Origin of the sequence: Paracoccus sp. (in: a-proteobacteria), from assembly GCF_030538695.1 — a bacterium.
Classification (GTDB): domain Bacteria; phylum Pseudomonadota; class Alphaproteobacteria; order Rhodobacterales; family Rhodobacteraceae; genus Paracoccus.
Genome location: NZ_JAUNTN010000004.1, coordinates 126,862 through 143,543 on the forward strand (window position 1 = coordinate 126,862; position 16,682 = coordinate 143,543).

Here is a 16,682-nt window from a genome sequence, read left to right on the forward strand (position 1 = left end):
AGAGCGCCGCGATCCGGCGTCTCGGGGTTTCCTCCGCCTGCCTGCCTGGGCTAAGGAGAGCCGGACTGTTTTCGGGGGATACCTATGTTCTGGCTGATCTGTGCTGCTTTGGCCGCCATCGTGGCGCTTGCGATCATTCTGCCGCTGCGCCGGGCAGATCAGACCGATGCCGAGCCTTCGGCAGCATGGGATCTGCGCGTTTATCGTGACCAGCTTGCCGAGGTCGAGCGTGACGCCGCCCGCGGCATCATCGCCCCAGCCGAGGCCGAGCGCCTGCGGGCTGAAATCGGGCGCAAGGTGATCGAGGCCGACCGGGCGCTGAAAAAGGCCGGAACCGGCCGGCGGCAGGGACCGGCGGGGCTGTGGCTGGCGGGACTGCTGGCACTGGCTCTGGCCGGGTCAGCGTGGTTCTATTATCGCAGCGGCGCGCCGGATCTGCCCGATCAGCCGCTGGCCGCGCGGCTGGCGCAGGCGCAGGCCGCCTATGACGACCGCCCCGCGCAAGCCGAGGCCGAAGCCACCGCCCCGGCCCGCCCGGCTGTCGAGGCAGACCCGCAATATGTCACCCTGATTGAGCAACTGCGCCGCGCCGTCAGCGAACGCCCCGACGATCCGCAAGGGCTGGAATTGCTGGCCGAACATGAGGCCCGGCTGGGCAATATGGTTGCCGCGCGGCAGGCGTATCAACACCTGATCGAATTGCGTGGCGATCAGGCCAGCGCGACCGATCACGCCCGGCTGGCGGCGCTGATGGCCGATGCGGCGGGCGGGCTGATTACCCCCGAGGCAGAAGCGCAGATTACCGCCGCGCTGCACAAAGACCCGCGCCAGCCCACCGCCCGCTATCTGGCCGGGATGCTGCAAGCGCAGGTCGGACGCTATGACCTCGCCTTCCCGATCTGGCGCGACCTGCTGGAACAAGGCCCGGCAGATGCGCCTTGGGTGCGGGCAATCGCGCCGCAAATCAGCGATATGGCATGGCTGGCTGGGGTGCCGAATTATATGTCGCCGGTCGCCCCCGAAGCAGCTGTTGCAATGCCGCAGCCCAGTGCCGAGCAGATGCAGGCAATGCAGGATCTCTCGCCCGAGGATCAGCAACAGGCCATTGCCGGGATGATCTCCGGTCTGGAATCGCGGCTGGCCGAGCAAGGCGGCACGCCCGCAGAATGGGCGCGGCTGATCCGGGCCTTGACCGTCTCGGGTCAGGCTGACCGCGCGGCCGGGATTCTGGCCGAGGCCCGGCAGACCTTTGCCGAAAATGCCGATGCGCTGACGGTGATTAACCAAACCGCCAGCGAGGTTGGGCTGGAATGATCTGCGAAGCCGCGGAAGATTTCGCCGCCGCCCTGCCCCATGCCGGTGCGCTGGCCGGGCTGGACCTTGGCACCAAGACCATCGGCGTGGCGGTCAGCGATGGGCTGCGGCAGGTGGCCTCGCCGCTGACCACGATCCGGCGGGAAAAGTTCACGCTGGACGCACAGGCGTTGTTGCGGATCGTGGCGGAGCGCGGACTGGTCGGGCTGGTGCTTGGCCTGCCGCGCAATATGGACGGCAGCGAGGGGCCTCGGGCGCAGTCCACCCGCGCCTTTGCCCGCAATCTGGAACGGCTGACCCCGCTGCCGATCACCTTCTGGGACGAGCGCCTGTCCACCGTCGCCGCCGAACGCGCGTTGCTGGAGGCCGACACCTCGCGCCGCCGCCGGGCCGAAGTCATCGACCATGTGGCGGCGGGCTATATTCTGCAAGGGGCGCTGGACCGGCTGCGCTATCTGGCATGAGCAATCGTGCCGAAAGTCCCTGCATCAGCATCTGCCAGATCGACCCGGCGTCGGGCCTGTGCATCGGCTGCCTGCGTAGTCTGGACGAAATTGCCGGTTGGGGCCGCATGACCCCGGATCAGCGCCGCAGCATCATGGCAACCCTGCCCGAGCGTAAGCCACTGGTGCCGCAGGGCCGGTAACGCGGCCCCGCAAGCCGCCCCGATCAAGGCCGAATGTGACGACATCAACCGATGTGATCTATCTTTTGCAGGGTCTTGCGCCTGCCACAGCCCGAAATGAAAGGTGCCACCAACAAAAACGCCCGGCCCATTGCTTTAACGGTCCCCAAGACCAGCGCCCCAAAGGCGCCAAAACCCAAACGCCGAACCTGAACGCGGCCCGTCACCAGCAGCCTTACCCCTCATCCGCCAGCGCCAGACGCAGACGGGCGCGGACATCGGGGGCCTCTTGCGCCAAGGCCCGCAGCAGGCCCTCCATCTCGGCGCGGCGGTCGTTCAACTGGTCGATCAGCGACATCACCATAACCAGCGCATCATCTTGCAGCGCGTAATCCTGAACCAGACCAACCAGCAGCCGCAGCCGGGCCAGATCGACCTCGCGGTATTGGTGGCCTGCCTCGGATTGCACCGGCTGCACCACTTGCAGCCGGACAAAACCAGCAAGCCGGGGCGGGTCCAGATCCTCGATAAAGGCGATGGTTTCCGCTTCGCTGTAATATTTCATCATGCCATCCCCTTGCGCGGATCATAGCTGTGAGTCTTGCGCCAGCTTTCCATGAAATCAGCCAGTTCATCATCGACCTGCGGCGGCATCACGATGCGCAGTTCGACATGCTGATCGCCCGCCTTGCCGCCCTTAGCCGCAACGCCGCGCCCGCGCAGCCGCAGCTTTTGGCCGCTGGAGGCCCCCTTTGGAATCGTCAGGCTGACGGGTCCCGAGATCGTCGGCACCGGCACCTTGCCGCCCAAAACCGCCTCATCAATGGTGATCGGCAGGATCAGGAAAATATCGTCACCTTCACGCCGGAAATGCGGGTGATCGGCCACATGCAGCTTCAGATAGGCGTCGCCCGACGGGGCGTTGCCCATACCTGCACCGCCCTTGCCACGCAGGCGGATCGTCTGACCGTCACGCGCACCTTCGGGGATTTTGACCTCCAACGCACCCGCCTCGGGCAGATTGATGCGGGCGGTGCCGCCCTTGGCTGCGGTCAGGAAATCCACCGACAGGTCATAACGGTGATCCTGGCCGCGCATCGGCCCGCCACCCTGACGCCCGCCAAAGCCGCCGAACCCCTCGAAACCCTTAAAGCCGCCTGCGCCCTGACGCGCCTGCGCCCTTGCACCGAACAGGTCATCAAAGACACTGGACAGATCCTCTTGAGAAAAGCTGCCGCCCGAAAAGCCGCCTGCATAGGGGTTGTCCGCCTGTCCGGCATAATCGCGGTAATACCGCTGCTGTGGGCGCTCCTGCCCCGAAGCGTCGATTTCCCCAGCATCAAAACGGCGGCGGGTTTCCGGGTCTTTCAGCAGGTCATAGGCGGCAGATGCGGCCTTGAACCGCTCGGCCGCCGCAGGGTCCGGGTTCAGGTCGGGGTGATCGGCCTTGGCAATCTTGCGATAAGCCTTTTTGATCTCGGCATCCGAGGCGGTCTTGCTGATCCCAAGGGCAACGTAGGGATCGGCAGCGAAAGCGTCAGCCATGCGCAGGCTCCTTTTCATATCCTGTGATCTTAACCCGGTGATAACCCCGCTGGTTTCAGCGACAAGCAGAAAAGCCCGCGCAGGCGTGAATGGCGGGTGGGTTGACCTCTGTGCCGGGTTCATGCCCTATCCCGGCGGATTGGAAGAAAGGCCGCAAGACATGAAACCCGTGCTGATCCCCGCCCTTACTGCGCTATTCGCCATGACGGGCTGCGCCATGCCCGACAATCAGGCGATGGTCGAACAACTGACCGCGCAGCCGCAGGTCGCGCCGGTGCAGGCGGGGGCCGATCCGATCGTGATGACCAACAACCACGGCGGCAATGTCATGCAGATGGTCAGCACCCGCAACCAACTGGCGCAAAGCGGGCGCGAGGTGCAACTGCGGGGTGCCTGCTCATCCGCCTGCACGATCCTGATTACGCTGCCCAATGCCTGCCTTGGGCCGAACGCCCGGATTGGTTTTCACGCCCCACGCCTGCCCGGCACCCAGGTGATTCCGCCGATGGTCGATCAGATCATGGCGCAATATTACCGTAACGGCATTCTGGACCGCTGGAACAACGAATGGAAGGCCAAGCTGGATATGACCTATATCAGCGCCGCCGAATATGTCCGGCTGGACCCACAAACCCGGATCTGCACATAACCCTAGCTGCGCCAGAACCGCGGCAGCAGCAGGACCAGAACCGAGACCAGCTCTAACCGGCCCAGATACATCCCCAGAATCATCAGCCATTTGGCCGGCTGGTTCAGGTTCTGGATCGAGCCGTTGGCGGTAATCTCTGGTCCCCAGACCGGGCCGACATTGGCAATCGCCGTCCAGGCCCCGGTCAGTGCCGTCATCGGATGCAGCCCGGTCATCGCCAGCCCGACAATCAGCAGGCCAAACGTCAGGATGAACAGGGTGAAAAAGGCAATGACCGAGTTCACCACATCGGCCTCCAGAACCCGCCCGTCCAGCCGCAGCGTGTAGATGCGATGCGGCGACAGCATCCGCCGGATCATCGCCCGCACCGCCTGAAACAGCACCAGATAGCGAAACACCTTGACCGAACAGACGGTCGAGCCGGTGCAGCCGCCGATCAGCCCGACAAGGAACAGGATGACAAAGGGCAGATGCCCCCAAAGCAGCACATTGACCGATGAAAATCCGGTGCCGGAAATGGTGGACACCACGTTGAACAGAGTTTCGCGCAGCATATCCTGCGGTGCCATGTCACGGATATAGACCAGCCGCCAGACAATGATCAGCACGATGGCATAAACGATCCAGCGCAGATACGCGCGGATCTGCACATCCCGCCAGATCGGCTGCGCGTTCCCCCGCAACAATTGCACCATGCGCACAAAAGGAATCGAGGCCAGCACCATGAACAGCGCCGCCGCATATTGCGGTGCGCCGGTATAATACCCAAAGCTGGCATCGTAATTCGAAAACCCACCTGTCGAAACCGTGGTTAATGCGTGCATCACCGCATCAAAACCGCTCATCCCCAGAAAGGCGAAACAAACTGCACAGAGGATCGTCAAACCCAGATAGACACGGGTCATTTCAGCAGCAATATCCAGCGCACGGGGCAGCGCCTTACCCAAAGTATCGAACCCTTCCGAGCGGAAAAACTGCATCCCGCCGACCTTCATCACCGGCAGAAAGATCATCGCCACGACCACGATGCCCAGCCCGCCGGTCCAGTTCAGCATCCCGCGCCACAGATGCGTGCCTTGTGACAGATCATCCAGCCGGGGAAAGGCCGTGGTTCCCGTGGTGGTCATGCCTGACATGGCTTCGAAATAAGCGTCGGTAAAGCTGGCATAGGGGACACCGATCATAAAGGGCAAAGCCCCGCATAACGGCAACACCGCCCACAGCCCCGAGGTCAGCAAAAATGCTTGCTGCACGGTCAGGGATTGCTCATTGGTGCGGCTGGCAAGCCAGATCATGCAGCCCGCCAGCATCGTCAGCGGTGCCGAGACCAGAAACACCTGCCAATGCGGCTGACCATGCCACAGATCCACCAGCATCGGCAGCAGCATCATCGCCCCAAGGACGGTCATCAGCTTGCCAATCGTGCTTGCAACGGGACGAATGTCGATCATGGCCTGATCCATGATCCCGGCAAGGGGCCGCGTCAAGCGGTGACAAGCGGCTTGCAAGCCTCCGGCGGATCATGTGCATATTGCGTTACAGGGGGCGCTCGCGCCCCCTCTGGCCTGACGGCCATTCACCCCCGAGGATATTTACTGGACAAAAGATACGCATGACCGACACCGAACTGGCCCAAGCCCTGCTGACCGCGCTGGAGGATCATATTCTGCCGTTGACCCGTGCGGGCGTCGCGGCGGGCAACAAGATTTTCGGCGCGGCCCTGCTGCGCAAAAGCGATGGCGCGGTGGTGCTGGCGGCAACGAATAACGAAACCGCCAACCCTTTGTGGCATGGCGAGGTGCATCTGCTGAAACTCTATCACGAGATGCCCGAGCGCCCTGCACCGGCTGACCTGATTTTTCTGTCCACGCATGAGCCATGTTCCATGTGTCTGTCCGCAATCACATGGGCAGGGTTCGACAATTTCTATGATTTCTTTACCCATGAGGACAGCCGCGACAGCTTTGCCATACCCCACGACCTGCGGATTCTGGATGAGGTGTTCGGCCTGAAACCCGGCGGCTATCGACGCCAGAACGCCTATTGGACCGCGCGTTCGGTCGCAGATGTGATTGCCGGGGCAGATGCGGCGGCGCGGGCCGTGTTGCGTGACCGCGCGGCCCGCATTGCCACAGAATATGATGCGCTGTCAGCCGCCTATCAGGGGGGCAAGGCCGGGAATGCAATCCCGCTGAATTAAGCGGGATCTTTCCATTCCAGCACAAGCTGCGTCTGGGTCACGATGGCGGCTACCTTGCCATCGCCGCGGGTGATGGTGGTTTGCCAGACCATCATCGTGCGGCCCTTGTGCAGCGCCTCGCAGCGGCCCGTCGCCACATCGCCAATGCGGATGGGGCGGAGAAAGTTGGTTTTGCTTTCAACCGTGGTCGTCGTCAGTCCCGGCCTCAGATTGACCAGCGTGGCGGTGCCGCCCAGATTATCGGCAAAGCCCATGATCGCGCCGCCATGCATGACGCCGTTACGATTGGCCAGCGTCTCGGCCACCGGCAATTCCGCCACCACCAGTTCCGGCGCGGCGCTGATCATGCGCAACCCCAGCATCCGCCCAAAAGCGGGCTGGTCAAAAGCGATGCGTTCCTGTTCTTCTTTGGTCAGCATGGTGTGGCGGGGGCCAATGGCCCCCTTTCCCTCTCAGAACCCGGCCTTGATCTTTTCGAACTCGGCCAGTTGCTTTTCGCGCTGCGCCGGGTCGTTCGGGGTTTGCGACAACACCGGACCGTCGATCGGGCTGATCCCGGCGGTTTCCTGATCCTCGGCTGAAATCAGCTCCATCGCCTTGTCCGACGTATGGCCATAGCCGATCACCTTCAGCAGCGCAGGACCGGATTGCGGCTCCAGCCATGCGTTGATGAAATCATAGGCTTTGTCCTCGCTGCCCGGCGCGGTTTTCAGGTTCACGAAGCCGCAGAAAAAGTTGCTGCTGCCCTCGGTCGGGGTGCGGTTGAAGCCGACAGGAAAGCCCTCGCTGCGCAGTTGCGTGGGGGTGTCATTCCAGGACCAGGACACATCCACCGCACCCGAAGCCATCGCCTGCGACAGCGCCGCCGGGTCCGACCAATAGGACGACACATTCTGATGCGCCTGCCGCAACCAGTCGGCAGCGGCGGCGAATTGTTCATCCGTAACCTCGGTCCAGTCGGTCACGCCGGTGGCCAGATAAGCCAGCGCCCAGACATCATCGGCGCTGTCGGGCAGCGAGGTGCGGCCCTGATATTTCGGGTTCAGAAACACGTTCAGCGAGGCCACATCCTCGGCCGGGACGGTTTCGGTGTTATAGGCAATCGCGGTGACGCCCCAGTCAACCGGGACATACCAGACACCTTCGGCATCCTTGAAAATCTCTGACTCCAGAAACTTGGGGTCGATGCTGTCAAAGGCCGGAATCCGCGACACATCCCAAGGCTGGATCAGCCCGGCATCACGGTATTTCGACACCATCTGGCTGCATGGATGCGCCACATCGGCCTTAAACCCGGCGGCCAGCTTCTGATAAGCCTCGTCATCATCGCCATAAAAGGCGAAGGTCGGTGCCTGCCCGTGCTTGTCCAGATAGGATTGGAACAGGGACGGGTCTTCGAACCCGCTCCAGTCGAAAACGGTCAGCTCACGGTCGGCGGCATGGGCAGCCAGCGGCAGGCTCAGCGCCAGTGCGGCCACGGTCGAGCGAAAGAAATGCTTGGTCATGCGGGAACGGCCCTTTGGTTGGTCTTTGTCCCGACGCTAACGGCAGCCTGCCTGCCCCGCAAGCCGGATTGCATCCCACGCATAACAGGGGCAGGATCGCGCATATGAAACAGGCACTTCCCCCCATCACGATGATCGCCGGCCAGCCGGTTCTGTTCATCATGGCCGCAGAACCGGAATACGGCCCCGCCCTGCGCGCCCGCATCCAGCCGCTGATGACCGGCATCGGCCCGGTCGAATCGGCCATCGCCACCAGCGCGGCGCTGACCCGCCTGCCCCGGAACCCGGCGCTTGTGGTCAGCCTTGGCAGCGCAGGTTCGCAGGTGCTGGAACAATGCGGCGTTTATCAGGCCAGCCATGTCAGCTATCGTGACATGGACGCCAGCCCGCTTGGCTTTGCCAAAGGCACCACACCGCTGCTGGACCTGCCCGCCGAAATTGCCCTGCCGCTGCGCATTCCAGGCATCCCGACGGCGCGGCTATCTACCGGCGGCAATATCGTCTCGGGCGCAGGCTATGACGGGATCGACGCCGAGATGGTCGATATGGAAACCTTTGCCATCCTGCGCTGCTGCCAGCAGGCAGGTGTGCCGCTGATCGGGCTGCGCGGTATTTCCGACGGCAAAGCCCCGCTGGAAGGTTTACGCGACTGGACCCAATATCTGCATATCATTGACGAAAAACTGGCCGCCGCCATAGACATGCTGGACACCGCCCTGACCAGCGGCGCAATGCGGCTATAGCAGCCCTTCGGCCTGCTGATGCAGCGTCGAGGGCGGCAGGATCAGCGCCTCAACCTCGGCCTGATCGGCGCTGACCGGGGCAAAATCCCACTGATCGACGCCGACATTCACCTGCCCCTCGGCCCCGCGCCAGCTTTTATGCACATGGCCGAACAGTTGCACCGCGCCCTTACGCACCCCGTTCCACGTCACCAGCGGATAGTGACACAGCACGAAACGCCGCCCGTCCGCATCCAGCTCGACCAGATCATGCACCGAGGCCCAGGGCAGCTCTGTCACCACCCAGTCAGGATCGTGATTTCCCCGCACCAGATGCTTGCGCCCCGGCAGCGCCTCGAACACCACCCGCGCCCGGTCTTGCGCGGCCGCACTGTCGCACAGCGCAAAGTCCCCGATAATCCAGAAATCATCATCTGGCCCGACAACTGCGGCCCGCTCGATCATCGCCGCATCCATGGCGGCGACCGAACCGAAAGGCCGCCCGAAAAACCGCCGCACCGCGTCATCGGAAAAATGCGTATCTGCCGTAAAGAAATGCGCCATATCGCTCCCCACTCAGGCTTTCTTCTTCATCTAAATATCCCGGGGGAATCGCCGCAGGCGATGGGGGCAGCGCCCCCTTAATCCTCGGCCTGCGCCTCGGCCCGGCTTTTGCCTGCCACATCCATGGCCAGCGTCGCCGCCATGAACGCATCCAGATCGCCGTCCAGAACACCCTGCGAATCGCTGGTTTCGTGGCTGGTGCGCAGGTCTTTGACCATCTGATAGGGATGCAGCACATAAGACCGGATCTGGTTGCCCCAGCCCGCTTCGCCCTTGGCTTCGTGCTGCGCGTTGATCTCGGCGTTGCGCTTGTCCAGTTCCATCTGATACAGGCGCGCTTTCAGCGCCGCCATGGCATTGGCACGGTTCTGGTGCTGCGATTTTTCCGAACTGGTCACAACGATCCCGGTCGGCAGGTGGGTAATCCGCACCGCCGAGTCGGTGGTGTTGACGTGCTGTCCGCCCGCCCCCGAGGACCGATAAGTGTCGATGCGGATTTCATTATCCGGCACGGTGATTTCGATATTGTCATCCACCACCGGATAGACCCAGACGGATGAAAACGAGGTATGCCGCCGCGCCGCGCTGTCATAGGGGCTGATGCGCACCAGACGATGCACGCCGCTTTCCGATTTCAGCCAACCATAGGCATTCGGCCCGCTGATTTTATAGGCGGCGCTGCGGATCCCGGCCTCATCACCTGCCGTTTCGGACAACAGTTCGACCTCATAGCCCTTCTTTTCTGCCCAACGCACATACATCCGCGCCAGCATGGACGCCCAGTCGCAGCTTTCGGTGCCGCCCGCGCCTGCGTTGATCTCAAGAAAGGTGTCGTTGCCGTCAGCCTCGCCGTTCAGCAGTGCCTCAAGTTCCTTTTGCGCGGCCTCCAGCGCCAGCGATTTCAGGTTCGCCTCGGCCTCGGTCACCAGATCGGCGTCGCCCTCGGCCTCGGCCAGCTCGACCATCTCGGCATTGGCCTCCAGATCACCGGCGATGCGGCGATAGGTTTCCACCGCATCCGACAGCATCTGCCGGTCGCGCATCAGCTTTTGCGCCCGCGCCGGATCGGACCACAGGTCGCCATCCTCGATCATGGCGTTCATTTCTTCCAGACGGTGCGGGGCGGTGTCCCAATCCATCCGCTGCGCCAGAAGCCGCAGCGATTTGCGGATCGCATCAATGGTGGCTTGGGTTTCGGCACGCATGGGCGGGCATCCTTCAAACGAACGTCAAACGAAAAAGAGTGCGCCGTTCTAACGCGGCGCACCCCGGCGGGCAATGGGTCAGACGCTTAGCGCCGCCCGGTTATCATCGGTTTCACGAGGTTTTCCCGCTTCCAGACGCGGTAAAACACGATCGTCGCAATATGCAGCACAACCAACAGCAGGATCACCGCCTGCATCGTATCATGCAGCGCAACCGCCTGACGCGAGATGGCGGTGCTGACATATTTCGCCAGCGGCCCGATGTTGATGTAATCGTCGGCATCCGCAACCAACCCGCTGCCGACCTGCACGATCAACGCCGCCAGCATGGCAAACACCGACAGCGAGCCAAGCGGGTTATGCCCGTTCCAATGCGAGGGCTGCCGCCGCAGCAGGCCCTGAGCATAGTTCAGGATCGACGAAGGGCCATAGATGAAATTGACGAAACGCGCATTGCGCGGCCCGATCAGCCCCCAGATCAGCCGGAACACCAGCAGCCCGGCGACGCCATAGCCGAACCAGAAATGCAGGGTCATCTGGTTCGGGCCGAACTCTCCCAGCAGCCAGGCGCCGGTGACGCAAATCACCAGCCCCCAGTGAAACAGCCGGGTGCCAAGATCCCAGACGGGTTCCCCCACCTGATCCCCGGCCTTCTGGTCCGGCCCGGCCATCTTAGTTGCCCTTGGCGCGATAGTCGTCGTGGCAGGCTTTGCACGAGCCGCCAAGCTGACCAAAGGCCCCGACCAGCGCGTCCTTGCCATCACCGGCAACGGCGGCGACAGCCTCAGCGCCCTTCACATAACCGTCAAATTTGGCCTGAAAATCCTCGGGCTTTTCCCAGATTGCGGGCAGCGCGCCGGTGTCGTCGATCTGACCCTGCGCGGTGTTGGGCAGGAACAGGCCCGGCAGGTCGTATTTGGCCAGTGCGGCCAGGTTGTTGGCGGCCAGCGTCGCGGCTTCGGCATTATATTCGGCCTCGCCGCGCACCATCGGTGCCAGCACGCCCATTTCCTTGGCCAGCATCAGGAAATAGCCCTGACGCGCCTCGACCGCGGCTTCTTCGGGGGTGTCATCGGCCAGAGCGACCATCGGCAGGGCGGCCAGCAGGCCGGTCAGAATCAGTTTACGCATGTTGCACCTATGCTTGCTTGTCAGAGAGATGTCAGAGACTTGCTTGCCGCCCGGCGGGTCCGCCGGACGCTTTGGTTATGCGGCTATTTTGCGGGCGCAGCATGACCCGTCAACGGGTCAATACAGCCCACCCGAGGACATTGTGCCGAAATCCGCCTGTTTCGGGATCACTTTCTTTTGACCTATCGAGGTCGTAACCTCTCGCGCCTGTTCCGGGGCGCGGATCTGGTCGGGCAGCACCATCGACGAACTGGGGCTGCCGTCGAACCCGCCTGACACCACCAGCATGGCGTTCCAGTCGGGATCGCTGCCGTCGCGGAAATATTCGCTGATGACGTTATCGCCGCTGGCATCCGCCGACAGGCGCTGGCCGGTGTGGCGGTCGATCTTGATCCAATGCCCGCCGGGCGGCACCTTGAAAGCCGTGCCGCCGTATTCCTTGACGGCCTGCCGCATGAAGGCGTTGAACACCGGCACGCACAGCGTCCCGCCATAGGCATTCTGGCCCAGCGAACGCGGCGTATCATAGCCCAGATAACAGCCCGCCACGATATTGCTGGAATAGCCGATAAACCACACGTCCTTGGCATCATTGGTGGTCCCGGTCTTGCCTGCCACCGGCACCGGCAGGTTCACGCCCTTGCCCGAGCCGCGCTTGACCACGCCTTCCATCATCGAGGTGATCTGATAGGCGGTCACGGCATCCATCACCCGCTCGCGGTCATTGGTGATCTGCGGCGCGGTGCCAGCGGGCAGGTTCGCCTGCGCACAGCCCACGCAATCGCGGCGGTCATGGCGATAGACGGTCTGGCCGCGCCGGTCCTGCACCCGGTCCACCAGCGTGGGTTCCACCCGCTCACCGCCATTGGCGAACATGGCATAGGCGGCCACCATGCGGAACAGCGTGGTTTCCTGCGCCCCAAGCGAGTTGGCAAGGAAGGGCTGCAAACGGTCATAGGCGTTGAACCGTTCCGCATATTGCGCCACCCGGTCCATGCCGATGTCCTGCGCGATACGAATGGTCATCAGGTTGCGGGACTGCTCGATCCCCGTGCGCAGCGGCGTCGGGCCATAGAACTGGCCACCGGCGTTTTTCGGCTCCCACAGCCCTGCCGGAGTGTTGATGCGGATGGGTTCATCCACAACGATGGTGGCAGGGGTATAGTTATTGTCCAGCGCAGCAGCATAGACAAAGGGCTTGAAGGCAGACCCCGGCTGGCGCATCGCCTGCGTGGCGCGGTTGAACACGCTGGACTGATAGCTGAAGCCGCCCTGCATCGACAGCACCCGACCGGTGTTCACATCCATCGCCATGAACCCGCCCTGAATCGCCGGCACCTGCCGCAGCGTCCAGCGGATGAACGCGCCGGTGCTGTCGTCGGTCATGGCACGGACCAGCACCACGTCGCCCTGCTTCAGCAGATCGCCCGGCACCTGCGCACGCGGGCCAAGGCGGCCGTTTTCCAGGCGCGGACGCGCCCATTGCACGTCGCGGGCCTCGATCCAGTTGCCGCGCGGGTCTTCGATGATGCCCTCGATGCCGATGCGGGCGGTGTTGCCGCCAACCTCCAGCACGACCGCCGGATACCAGCCGGGAATATCGCGCGGCACCTCGGCATTAAACAGCGCGCCCCGCCATTTGGCCTCATCCGCCAGATCGCTTTCGGGGATGGTCAGCCCGGTGCCGCGCCAGATACCAAGGCCACGGTCATAATCCTCCAGCGCCTTTTGCAGCGCGTTGGCCGCAACAGTCTGCAATTTCGGATCGACGGTGGCACGGATGCTAAGGCCCCCGGTGAAGAACTCATCCTCGCCAAACTCGCGCGAGAGCTGGCGGCGGATTTCATCGGTGAAATAGTCGCGCGGCGGCAGCTTTTCGCGGAAGGACGGAAAGTCGCCGTTCTGCACCGTGCGCAGGGGCAACGCAGCCTGCTCCTTATATGTGGCCTCGTCCAGATAGCCGTTTTCCCACATCTGCCGCAGCACATAGTTGCGGCGGTCGGTGATGCGTTCCTTGTCATTGACCACCGAACGCGAAGGCGCCTGCGGCATGGCCGCCAGCATCGCGGCCTCGGCCGGGGTCAGTTCCGCCAGGCTTTTGTTGAAATAGCTTTGCGCCGCCGACGCCACGCCATAACTGTTCTGACCCAGGAAAATCTCGTTCAGATACAGTTCAAGGATCTTGTCCTTGGTCAGGTTCTTTTCAAACCGCACCGCAAGGATCAGTTCCTTGACCTTGCGTTCAATGCTGCGGTCGCTGGACAGCAGAAAGTTCTTCATCACCTGCTGAGTGATGGTCGAGGCCCCGCGCACGTCCTGACCGCGCGACCGGATCGCCTGCAAACCCGCCGCAGCGATACCTTCGATGTCGAACCCGTGGTGGCGGTAAAAGTTCTTGTCCTCGGCGCTGATAAACGCGTTCTTGACCAGATCGGGGATTTCCGCAGCCGGAACGAACAACCGGCGCTCACGGGCATATTCGTCGATCAACTGACCTTCGCCGTTGTAGATGCGGCTGATCGTCGGCGGCTCATAGCGACGCAGGGCCTCATCCGTGGGCAGATCGCCGGAATACATCCAGAAGATCGCCCCGATGAACATGGCGCCAAAGACCAGCCCGGTCACGATCAAGGCAAAGATTCCGCCGAAGAAAGACAGGATATAACGCAGCAATGGCACGGCCCCGATATGGTGATTGCCGCGCTCTATAGCTTTGCGGCGGGGATTGGTCAAAACAACTCTGCCTTACCGGCGCAGCAAGGGGGTGCGCGCAGCGTCATCCTGCGCCCAGCCACTCGCCGCGCGGGTAATGGCCGCCACCATCCGCGCCTGCCAGCCGGGATCGGTCAGATTGGAACGGTCCTGCGAATCGGTCAGAAAGCCCAGTTCGATCAGAACCGACGGAATATCCGGCGCTTTCAGCACCGAGAACGCCGCCGATTGCACCGGACGGCGGTGCATCCGCAGATCGGCACGCGCCATTTCCGAGGCCACAAACTTGGCGAAATTGACGCTGCGCGGGCCAGTATCTGTGCGCGCAAGGCTCATCAGCACGGTGGCGATTTCATCATCGGTCCCGCCAAGATCCACCCCCGCCAGCAGGTCGGCGCGGTCATGCAGCATCGCCAATTGCCGCGCCGCCCGGTCCGAGGCACCCTCGGCCCAGCTATAGATCGTCGCCCCGGCCGCCTCGCCCGCTGGCAAAGCATCGGCATGCAGGCTGATGAACAGATCGGCTCCCGCGTCCCGCGCAAGGGTCATGCGCCGCTCCAGCGGGATGAAAATATCCTCATCGCGGATCATCACCACCTCGAACCCGGCACGGGTCAGTGATTCGGACAGGCCGCGAGCATAGGACAGAACCAGCGCCGCCTCACTTATGCCACCTGCTTGCGCACCGGAATCAATGCCGCCATGGCCGGGGTCCAGCGCAATGCGCAAAGGCTTGGCCACGCTGGCCTCGGGCCGCGCAATCGGCGTCGCGGGCTGCGGCAAATCCCACAGCGCCGACATGGCATTGGGCTGCGGGGTGAAATCCGTGTCGGACACCGGGCGCAACCGCATCTCCAGCAGCGCGGGGGCGGCCGGATCGGCGGCGCTTTGCGTGGCCCGCTCCAGCGCATAAGGGCCGGGCAGTTCCATCACCAGCCGCGACCAGCCGGGCCGGAACCGCCCCCAGCGCAGCGCCGGGACCAGATCGGCACCGGGCAGTGCTGCGGGGTCGAGGCCGCTGAAATCGACCTCGCGGAAATCCACCACCAGCCGCGGCGGATCGGCCAGCATAAAGGTGCGATAAGGCACCGGCTGCCCAAGGCTTAACCGCAGGGTCAGCGGGCGCGGGCGGCCCCGGTCCCGGCCCTCTGCCGTCAGGCCGGACGCCGCCAGATCGGGCCGCGCCAGTGCCGATTTCACCGCCGCCGACACCTGCGGCTGCGGCATTGCCGGAGCCTGCGCCACAGTCACGCCCGGCAGGGCCAATGCCAGAACCAGCAGCAGCGCCCAGATCACGCCCGCCCCCGGTAATCCGCCATAAACGCCGCCAGCCGGTCCAGCCCCTCGGCAATATCCGCCGTCGCGCGGGCATAGCTGAAACGCAGCGTCCGTGCGCCCCGCAGCGGATCAAAGTCCAGCCCCGGCGTCACCGCCACCCCGGCCTGATCCAATATCTGCCGCGCGAAAGACAGGCTGTCATCGGTCAGCGCCGACACATCGGCATAGATATAGAACGCCCCGTCCGGCGGCGCGATCCTGTCAAAACCCATCCCCGGCAGCCGCTCCAGCATCATGCGCCGGTTCTCGGCATAGGCGGCAAGGTTCTGGTTCATCTCATCCTCGGCCCCAAGCGCAGCCAAAGCGGCGACCTGACTGGCGTGCGGCGGACAGATGAACATATTCTGCGCGATCCGCTCCACCGTTCGGACATGATCGGGCGGCACCACCATCCAGCCAATCCGCCAGCCGGTCATACTGAAGTATTTGGAAAAGCTGTTGATAACATAAACCTGATCCGTCACCTCCAGCGCGGAAACGCAGCGTTCGCCATAGCTCAGCCCGTGGTAAATCTCGTCCGAGATCACGCTGACCCCCAACTCCTGCGCCCGCGCGGTCAGGCTGGCAAGCTGCTCACGGTTCAGCATGGTGCCGGACGGGTTGCCCGGCGAAGCCAGCATCAGCCCCGCCACATCCGTCGGAATCTGATCCGGGCGCGGCTGGTAACGGTTGGCAGGATCGGTCTGGATACCTACGGGTTCCAGCGACATCGCCCGCATGATCTGACGATAGGACGGATAACCCGGCTCCCCCAGCGCCACCCGGTCGCCCGCATCGAACAGCGCCGAAAACGCCAGCAGAAACGCCCCGCTGCTGCCCGGCGTCACCACCACGCGGGCCGGGTCCAGATCGACACCATACCAGCGCCGATAAAGATCCGCGATCCCCGCCCGCAGTTCCGGCAGCCCCAGCGCCACCGTATAGCCCAGCGCGTCACGGTCCAAAGCCTGCGCCAATGCCGCCCGCGCCCGCGCCGGGGCCGGGGTCGAGGGCTGGCCGACCTCCATGTGAATGATGTGGCGGCCCGCATCTTCGGCCAGCCGCGCCTGCTCCATCACATCCATGACAATGAACGGGTCAACCTGACCCCGCTGCGACTGTTTCATGGCGGCCCCCTCTGACTGTCTGCGACCTGTCCTATCCCAAGGCACAAGGCCCCGGTCAAGCGGATC

Annotated in this window: 18 protein-coding genes; 6 read left to right on the forward strand and 12 right to left on the reverse strand. The window is 63.4% G+C overall.

Features of this window, described 5'->3' with window-relative positions; translation table 11 throughout:
* The first annotated feature begins 84 nt into the window (after positions 1-84).
* Genes ccmI through Q4G24_RS03320 form a run of 3 tightly spaced genes read left to right on the forward strand, consistent with a single transcriptional unit; the run spans position 85 to position 1,960 of the window.
* A complete protein-coding gene (gene ccmI, locus Q4G24_RS03310) occupies positions 85-1,314 on the forward strand; it encodes a c-type cytochrome biogenesis protein CcmI (protein ID WP_303365074.1) in 1,230 nt (409 codons plus the stop codon).
* Positions 1,311-1,778, forward strand: coding sequence for a Holliday junction resolvase RuvX (gene ruvX / locus Q4G24_RS03315; protein WP_303365075.1), 468 nt, complete (start codon positions 1,311-1,313; stop codon positions 1,776-1,778). The genes ccmI and ruvX overlap by 4 nt, the downstream gene beginning before the upstream one ends.
* Entirely contained in the window at positions 1,775-1,960 is a 186-nt protein-coding gene (locus tag Q4G24_RS03320) for a DUF1289 domain-containing protein (protein ID WP_303365076.1), read from the forward strand. Before ruvX ends, Q4G24_RS03320 begins: the two co-directional genes overlap by 4 nt.
* 214 nt (positions 1,961-2,174) lie before the next feature.
* Here the strand turns inward: Q4G24_RS03320 and Q4G24_RS03325 are convergent, their stop codons facing one another.
* Positions 2,175-2,504 (reverse strand): hypothetical protein, encoded by a 330-nt coding sequence (locus Q4G24_RS03325; protein ID WP_303365077.1) that lies wholly within the window; start codon positions 2,502-2,504, stop codon positions 2,175-2,177.
* A complete protein-coding gene (locus Q4G24_RS03330) occupies positions 2,504-3,484 on the reverse strand; it encodes a DnaJ C-terminal domain-containing protein (RefSeq protein ID WP_303365078.1) in 981 nt (326 codons plus the stop codon). Before Q4G24_RS03330 ends, Q4G24_RS03325 begins: the two co-directional genes overlap by 1 nt.
* A 160-nt stretch (positions 3,485-3,644) precedes the next feature.
* On the opposite strand from Q4G24_RS03330, the gene Q4G24_RS03335 reads away from it, so the two are divergent.
* On the forward strand, positions 3,645-4,133 hold the full coding sequence (locus Q4G24_RS03335) for a hypothetical protein (RefSeq protein WP_303365079.1): 489 nt from the start codon (positions 3,645-3,647) through the stop codon (positions 4,131-4,133).
* A gap of 2 nt (positions 4,134-4,135) precedes the next feature.
* On the opposite strand, the gene Q4G24_RS03340 is transcribed toward Q4G24_RS03335, so the two are convergent.
* Entirely contained in the window at positions 4,136-5,584 is a 1,449-nt protein-coding gene (locus Q4G24_RS03340) for a TrkH family potassium uptake protein (protein WP_303365080.1), read from the reverse strand.
* 161 nt (positions 5,585-5,745) lie between these two features.
* On the opposite strand from Q4G24_RS03340, the gene Q4G24_RS03345 reads away from it, so the two are divergent.
* Complete coding sequence (locus tag Q4G24_RS03345) at positions 5,746-6,333, forward strand: nucleoside deaminase (protein ID WP_303365081.1); 588 nt, start codon at positions 5,746-5,748, stop codon at positions 6,331-6,333.
* On the opposite strand, the gene Q4G24_RS03350 is transcribed toward Q4G24_RS03345, so the two are convergent.
* Both Q4G24_RS03350 and Q4G24_RS03355 read right to left on the reverse strand, forming a co-directional pair.
* Positions 6,330-6,752 (reverse strand): PaaI family thioesterase, encoded by a 423-nt coding sequence (locus Q4G24_RS03350; protein WP_303365082.1) that lies wholly within the window; start codon positions 6,750-6,752, stop codon positions 6,330-6,332. The genes Q4G24_RS03345 and Q4G24_RS03350 overlap by 4 nt on opposite strands.
* Before the next feature lie 33 nt (positions 6,753-6,785).
* Positions 6,786-7,838, reverse strand: coding sequence for a PotD/PotF family extracellular solute-binding protein (locus tag Q4G24_RS03355; RefSeq protein WP_303365083.1), 1,053 nt, complete (start codon positions 7,836-7,838; stop codon positions 6,786-6,788).
* 104 nt (positions 7,839-7,942) lie between these two features.
* Here Q4G24_RS03355 and Q4G24_RS03360 point away from each other — a divergent pair, with 104 nt between their 5' ends.
* Entirely contained in the window at positions 7,943-8,581 is a 639-nt protein-coding gene (locus Q4G24_RS03360) for a 5'-methylthioadenosine/S-adenosylhomocysteine nucleosidase (RefSeq protein WP_303365084.1), read from the forward strand.
* On the opposite strand, the gene Q4G24_RS03365 is transcribed toward Q4G24_RS03360, so the two are convergent.
* The 7 genes from Q4G24_RS03365 to Q4G24_RS03395 form a co-directional block, all read right to left on the reverse strand.
* Complete coding sequence (locus Q4G24_RS03365; protein WP_303365085.1) at positions 8,576-9,124, reverse strand: metallophosphoesterase; 549 nt, start codon at positions 9,122-9,124, stop codon at positions 8,576-8,578. The two genes, Q4G24_RS03360 and Q4G24_RS03365, sit on opposite strands and share 6 nt — an antisense overlap.
* Positions 9,125-9,201: 77 nt before the next feature.
* Positions 9,202-10,329 (reverse strand): peptide chain release factor 2, encoded by a 1,128-nt coding sequence (gene prfB, locus Q4G24_RS03370; RefSeq protein ID WP_303365086.1) that lies wholly within the window; start codon positions 10,327-10,329, stop codon positions 9,202-9,204.
* A gap of 86 nt (positions 10,330-10,415) precedes the next feature.
* Positions 10,416-11,000, reverse strand: coding sequence for a cytochrome b/b6 domain-containing protein (locus tag Q4G24_RS03375; protein WP_303365087.1), 585 nt, complete (start codon positions 10,998-11,000; stop codon positions 10,416-10,418).
* 1 nt (position 11,001) lies between these two features.
* A complete protein-coding gene (locus Q4G24_RS03380; RefSeq protein WP_303365088.1) occupies positions 11,002-11,460 on the reverse strand; it encodes a cytochrome c in 459 nt (152 codons plus the stop codon).
* 117 nt (positions 11,461-11,577) lie between these two features.
* Entirely contained in the window at positions 11,578-14,133 is a 2,556-nt protein-coding gene (locus tag Q4G24_RS03385) for a penicillin-binding protein 1A (protein ID WP_303365121.1), read from the reverse strand.
* A 72-nt stretch (positions 14,134-14,205) separates the two neighbouring features.
* Entirely contained in the window at positions 14,206-15,468 is a 1,263-nt protein-coding gene (locus Q4G24_RS03390) for an N-acetylmuramoyl-L-alanine amidase (protein ID WP_303365089.1), read from the reverse strand.
* Positions 15,465-16,616: a pyridoxal phosphate-dependent aminotransferase gene (locus Q4G24_RS03395; RefSeq protein ID WP_303365090.1), complete on the reverse strand. Its 1,152-nt coding sequence runs from the start codon at positions 16,614-16,616 to the stop codon at positions 15,465-15,467. Before Q4G24_RS03395 ends, Q4G24_RS03390 begins: the two co-directional genes overlap by 4 nt.
* Between the last annotated feature and the right edge of the window lie 66 nt (positions 16,617-16,682).

Bases quoted from the DNA above. Each gene is read 5' to 3' on its own strand.
- Q4G24_RS03380 (WP_303365088.1), bottom strand. From the start codon at position 11,460: ATGCGTAAACTGATTCTGACCGGCCTGCTGGCCGCCCTGCCGATGGTC.
- ccmI (WP_303365074.1), top strand. From the start codon at position 85: ATGTTCTGGCTGATCTGTGCTGCTTTGGCCGCCATCGTGGCGCTTGCG.
- Q4G24_RS03320 (WP_303365076.1), top strand. From the start codon at position 1,775: ATGAGCAATCGTGCCGAAAGTCCCTGCATCAGCATCTGCCAGATCGAC.
- Q4G24_RS03365 (WP_303365085.1), bottom strand. From the start codon at position 9,124: ATGGCGCATTTCTTTACGGCAGATACGCATTTTTCCGATGACGCGGTG.
- Q4G24_RS03325 (WP_303365077.1), bottom strand. From the start codon at position 2,504: ATGAAATATTACAGCGAAGCGGAAACCATCGCCTTTATCGAGGATCTG.
- Q4G24_RS03395 (WP_303365090.1), bottom strand. From the start codon at position 16,616: ATGAAACAGTCGCAGCGGGGTCAGGTTGACCCGTTCATTGTCATGGAT.
- Q4G24_RS03335 (WP_303365079.1), top strand. From the start codon at position 3,645: ATGAAACCCGTGCTGATCCCCGCCCTTACTGCGCTATTCGCCATGACG.
- Q4G24_RS03345 (WP_303365081.1), top strand. From the start codon at position 5,746: ATGACCGACACCGAACTGGCCCAAGCCCTGCTGACCGCGCTGGAGGAT.
- Q4G24_RS03360 (WP_303365084.1), top strand. From the start codon at position 7,943: ATGAAACAGGCACTTCCCCCCATCACGATGATCGCCGGCCAGCCGGTT.
- Q4G24_RS03330 (WP_303365078.1), bottom strand. From the start codon at position 3,484: ATGGCTGACGCTTTCGCTGCCGATCCCTACGTTGCCCTTGGGATCAGC.
- prfB (WP_303365086.1), bottom strand. From the start codon at position 10,329: ATGCGTGCCGAAACCCAAGCCACCATTGATGCGATCCGCAAATCGCTG.
- Q4G24_RS03375 (WP_303365087.1), bottom strand. From the start codon at position 11,000: ATGGCCGGGCCGGACCAGAAGGCCGGGGATCAGGTGGGGGAACCCGTC.
- Q4G24_RS03350 (WP_303365082.1), bottom strand. From the start codon at position 6,752: ATGCTGACCAAAGAAGAACAGGAACGCATCGCTTTTGACCAGCCCGCT.
- Q4G24_RS03355 (WP_303365083.1), bottom strand. From the start codon at position 7,838: ATGACCAAGCATTTCTTTCGCTCGACCGTGGCCGCACTGGCGCTGAGC.
- ruvX (WP_303365075.1), top strand. From the start codon at position 1,311: ATGATCTGCGAAGCCGCGGAAGATTTCGCCGCCGCCCTGCCCCATGCC.
- Q4G24_RS03340 (WP_303365080.1), bottom strand. From the start codon at position 5,584: ATGATCGACATTCGTCCCGTTGCAAGCACGATTGGCAAGCTGATGACC.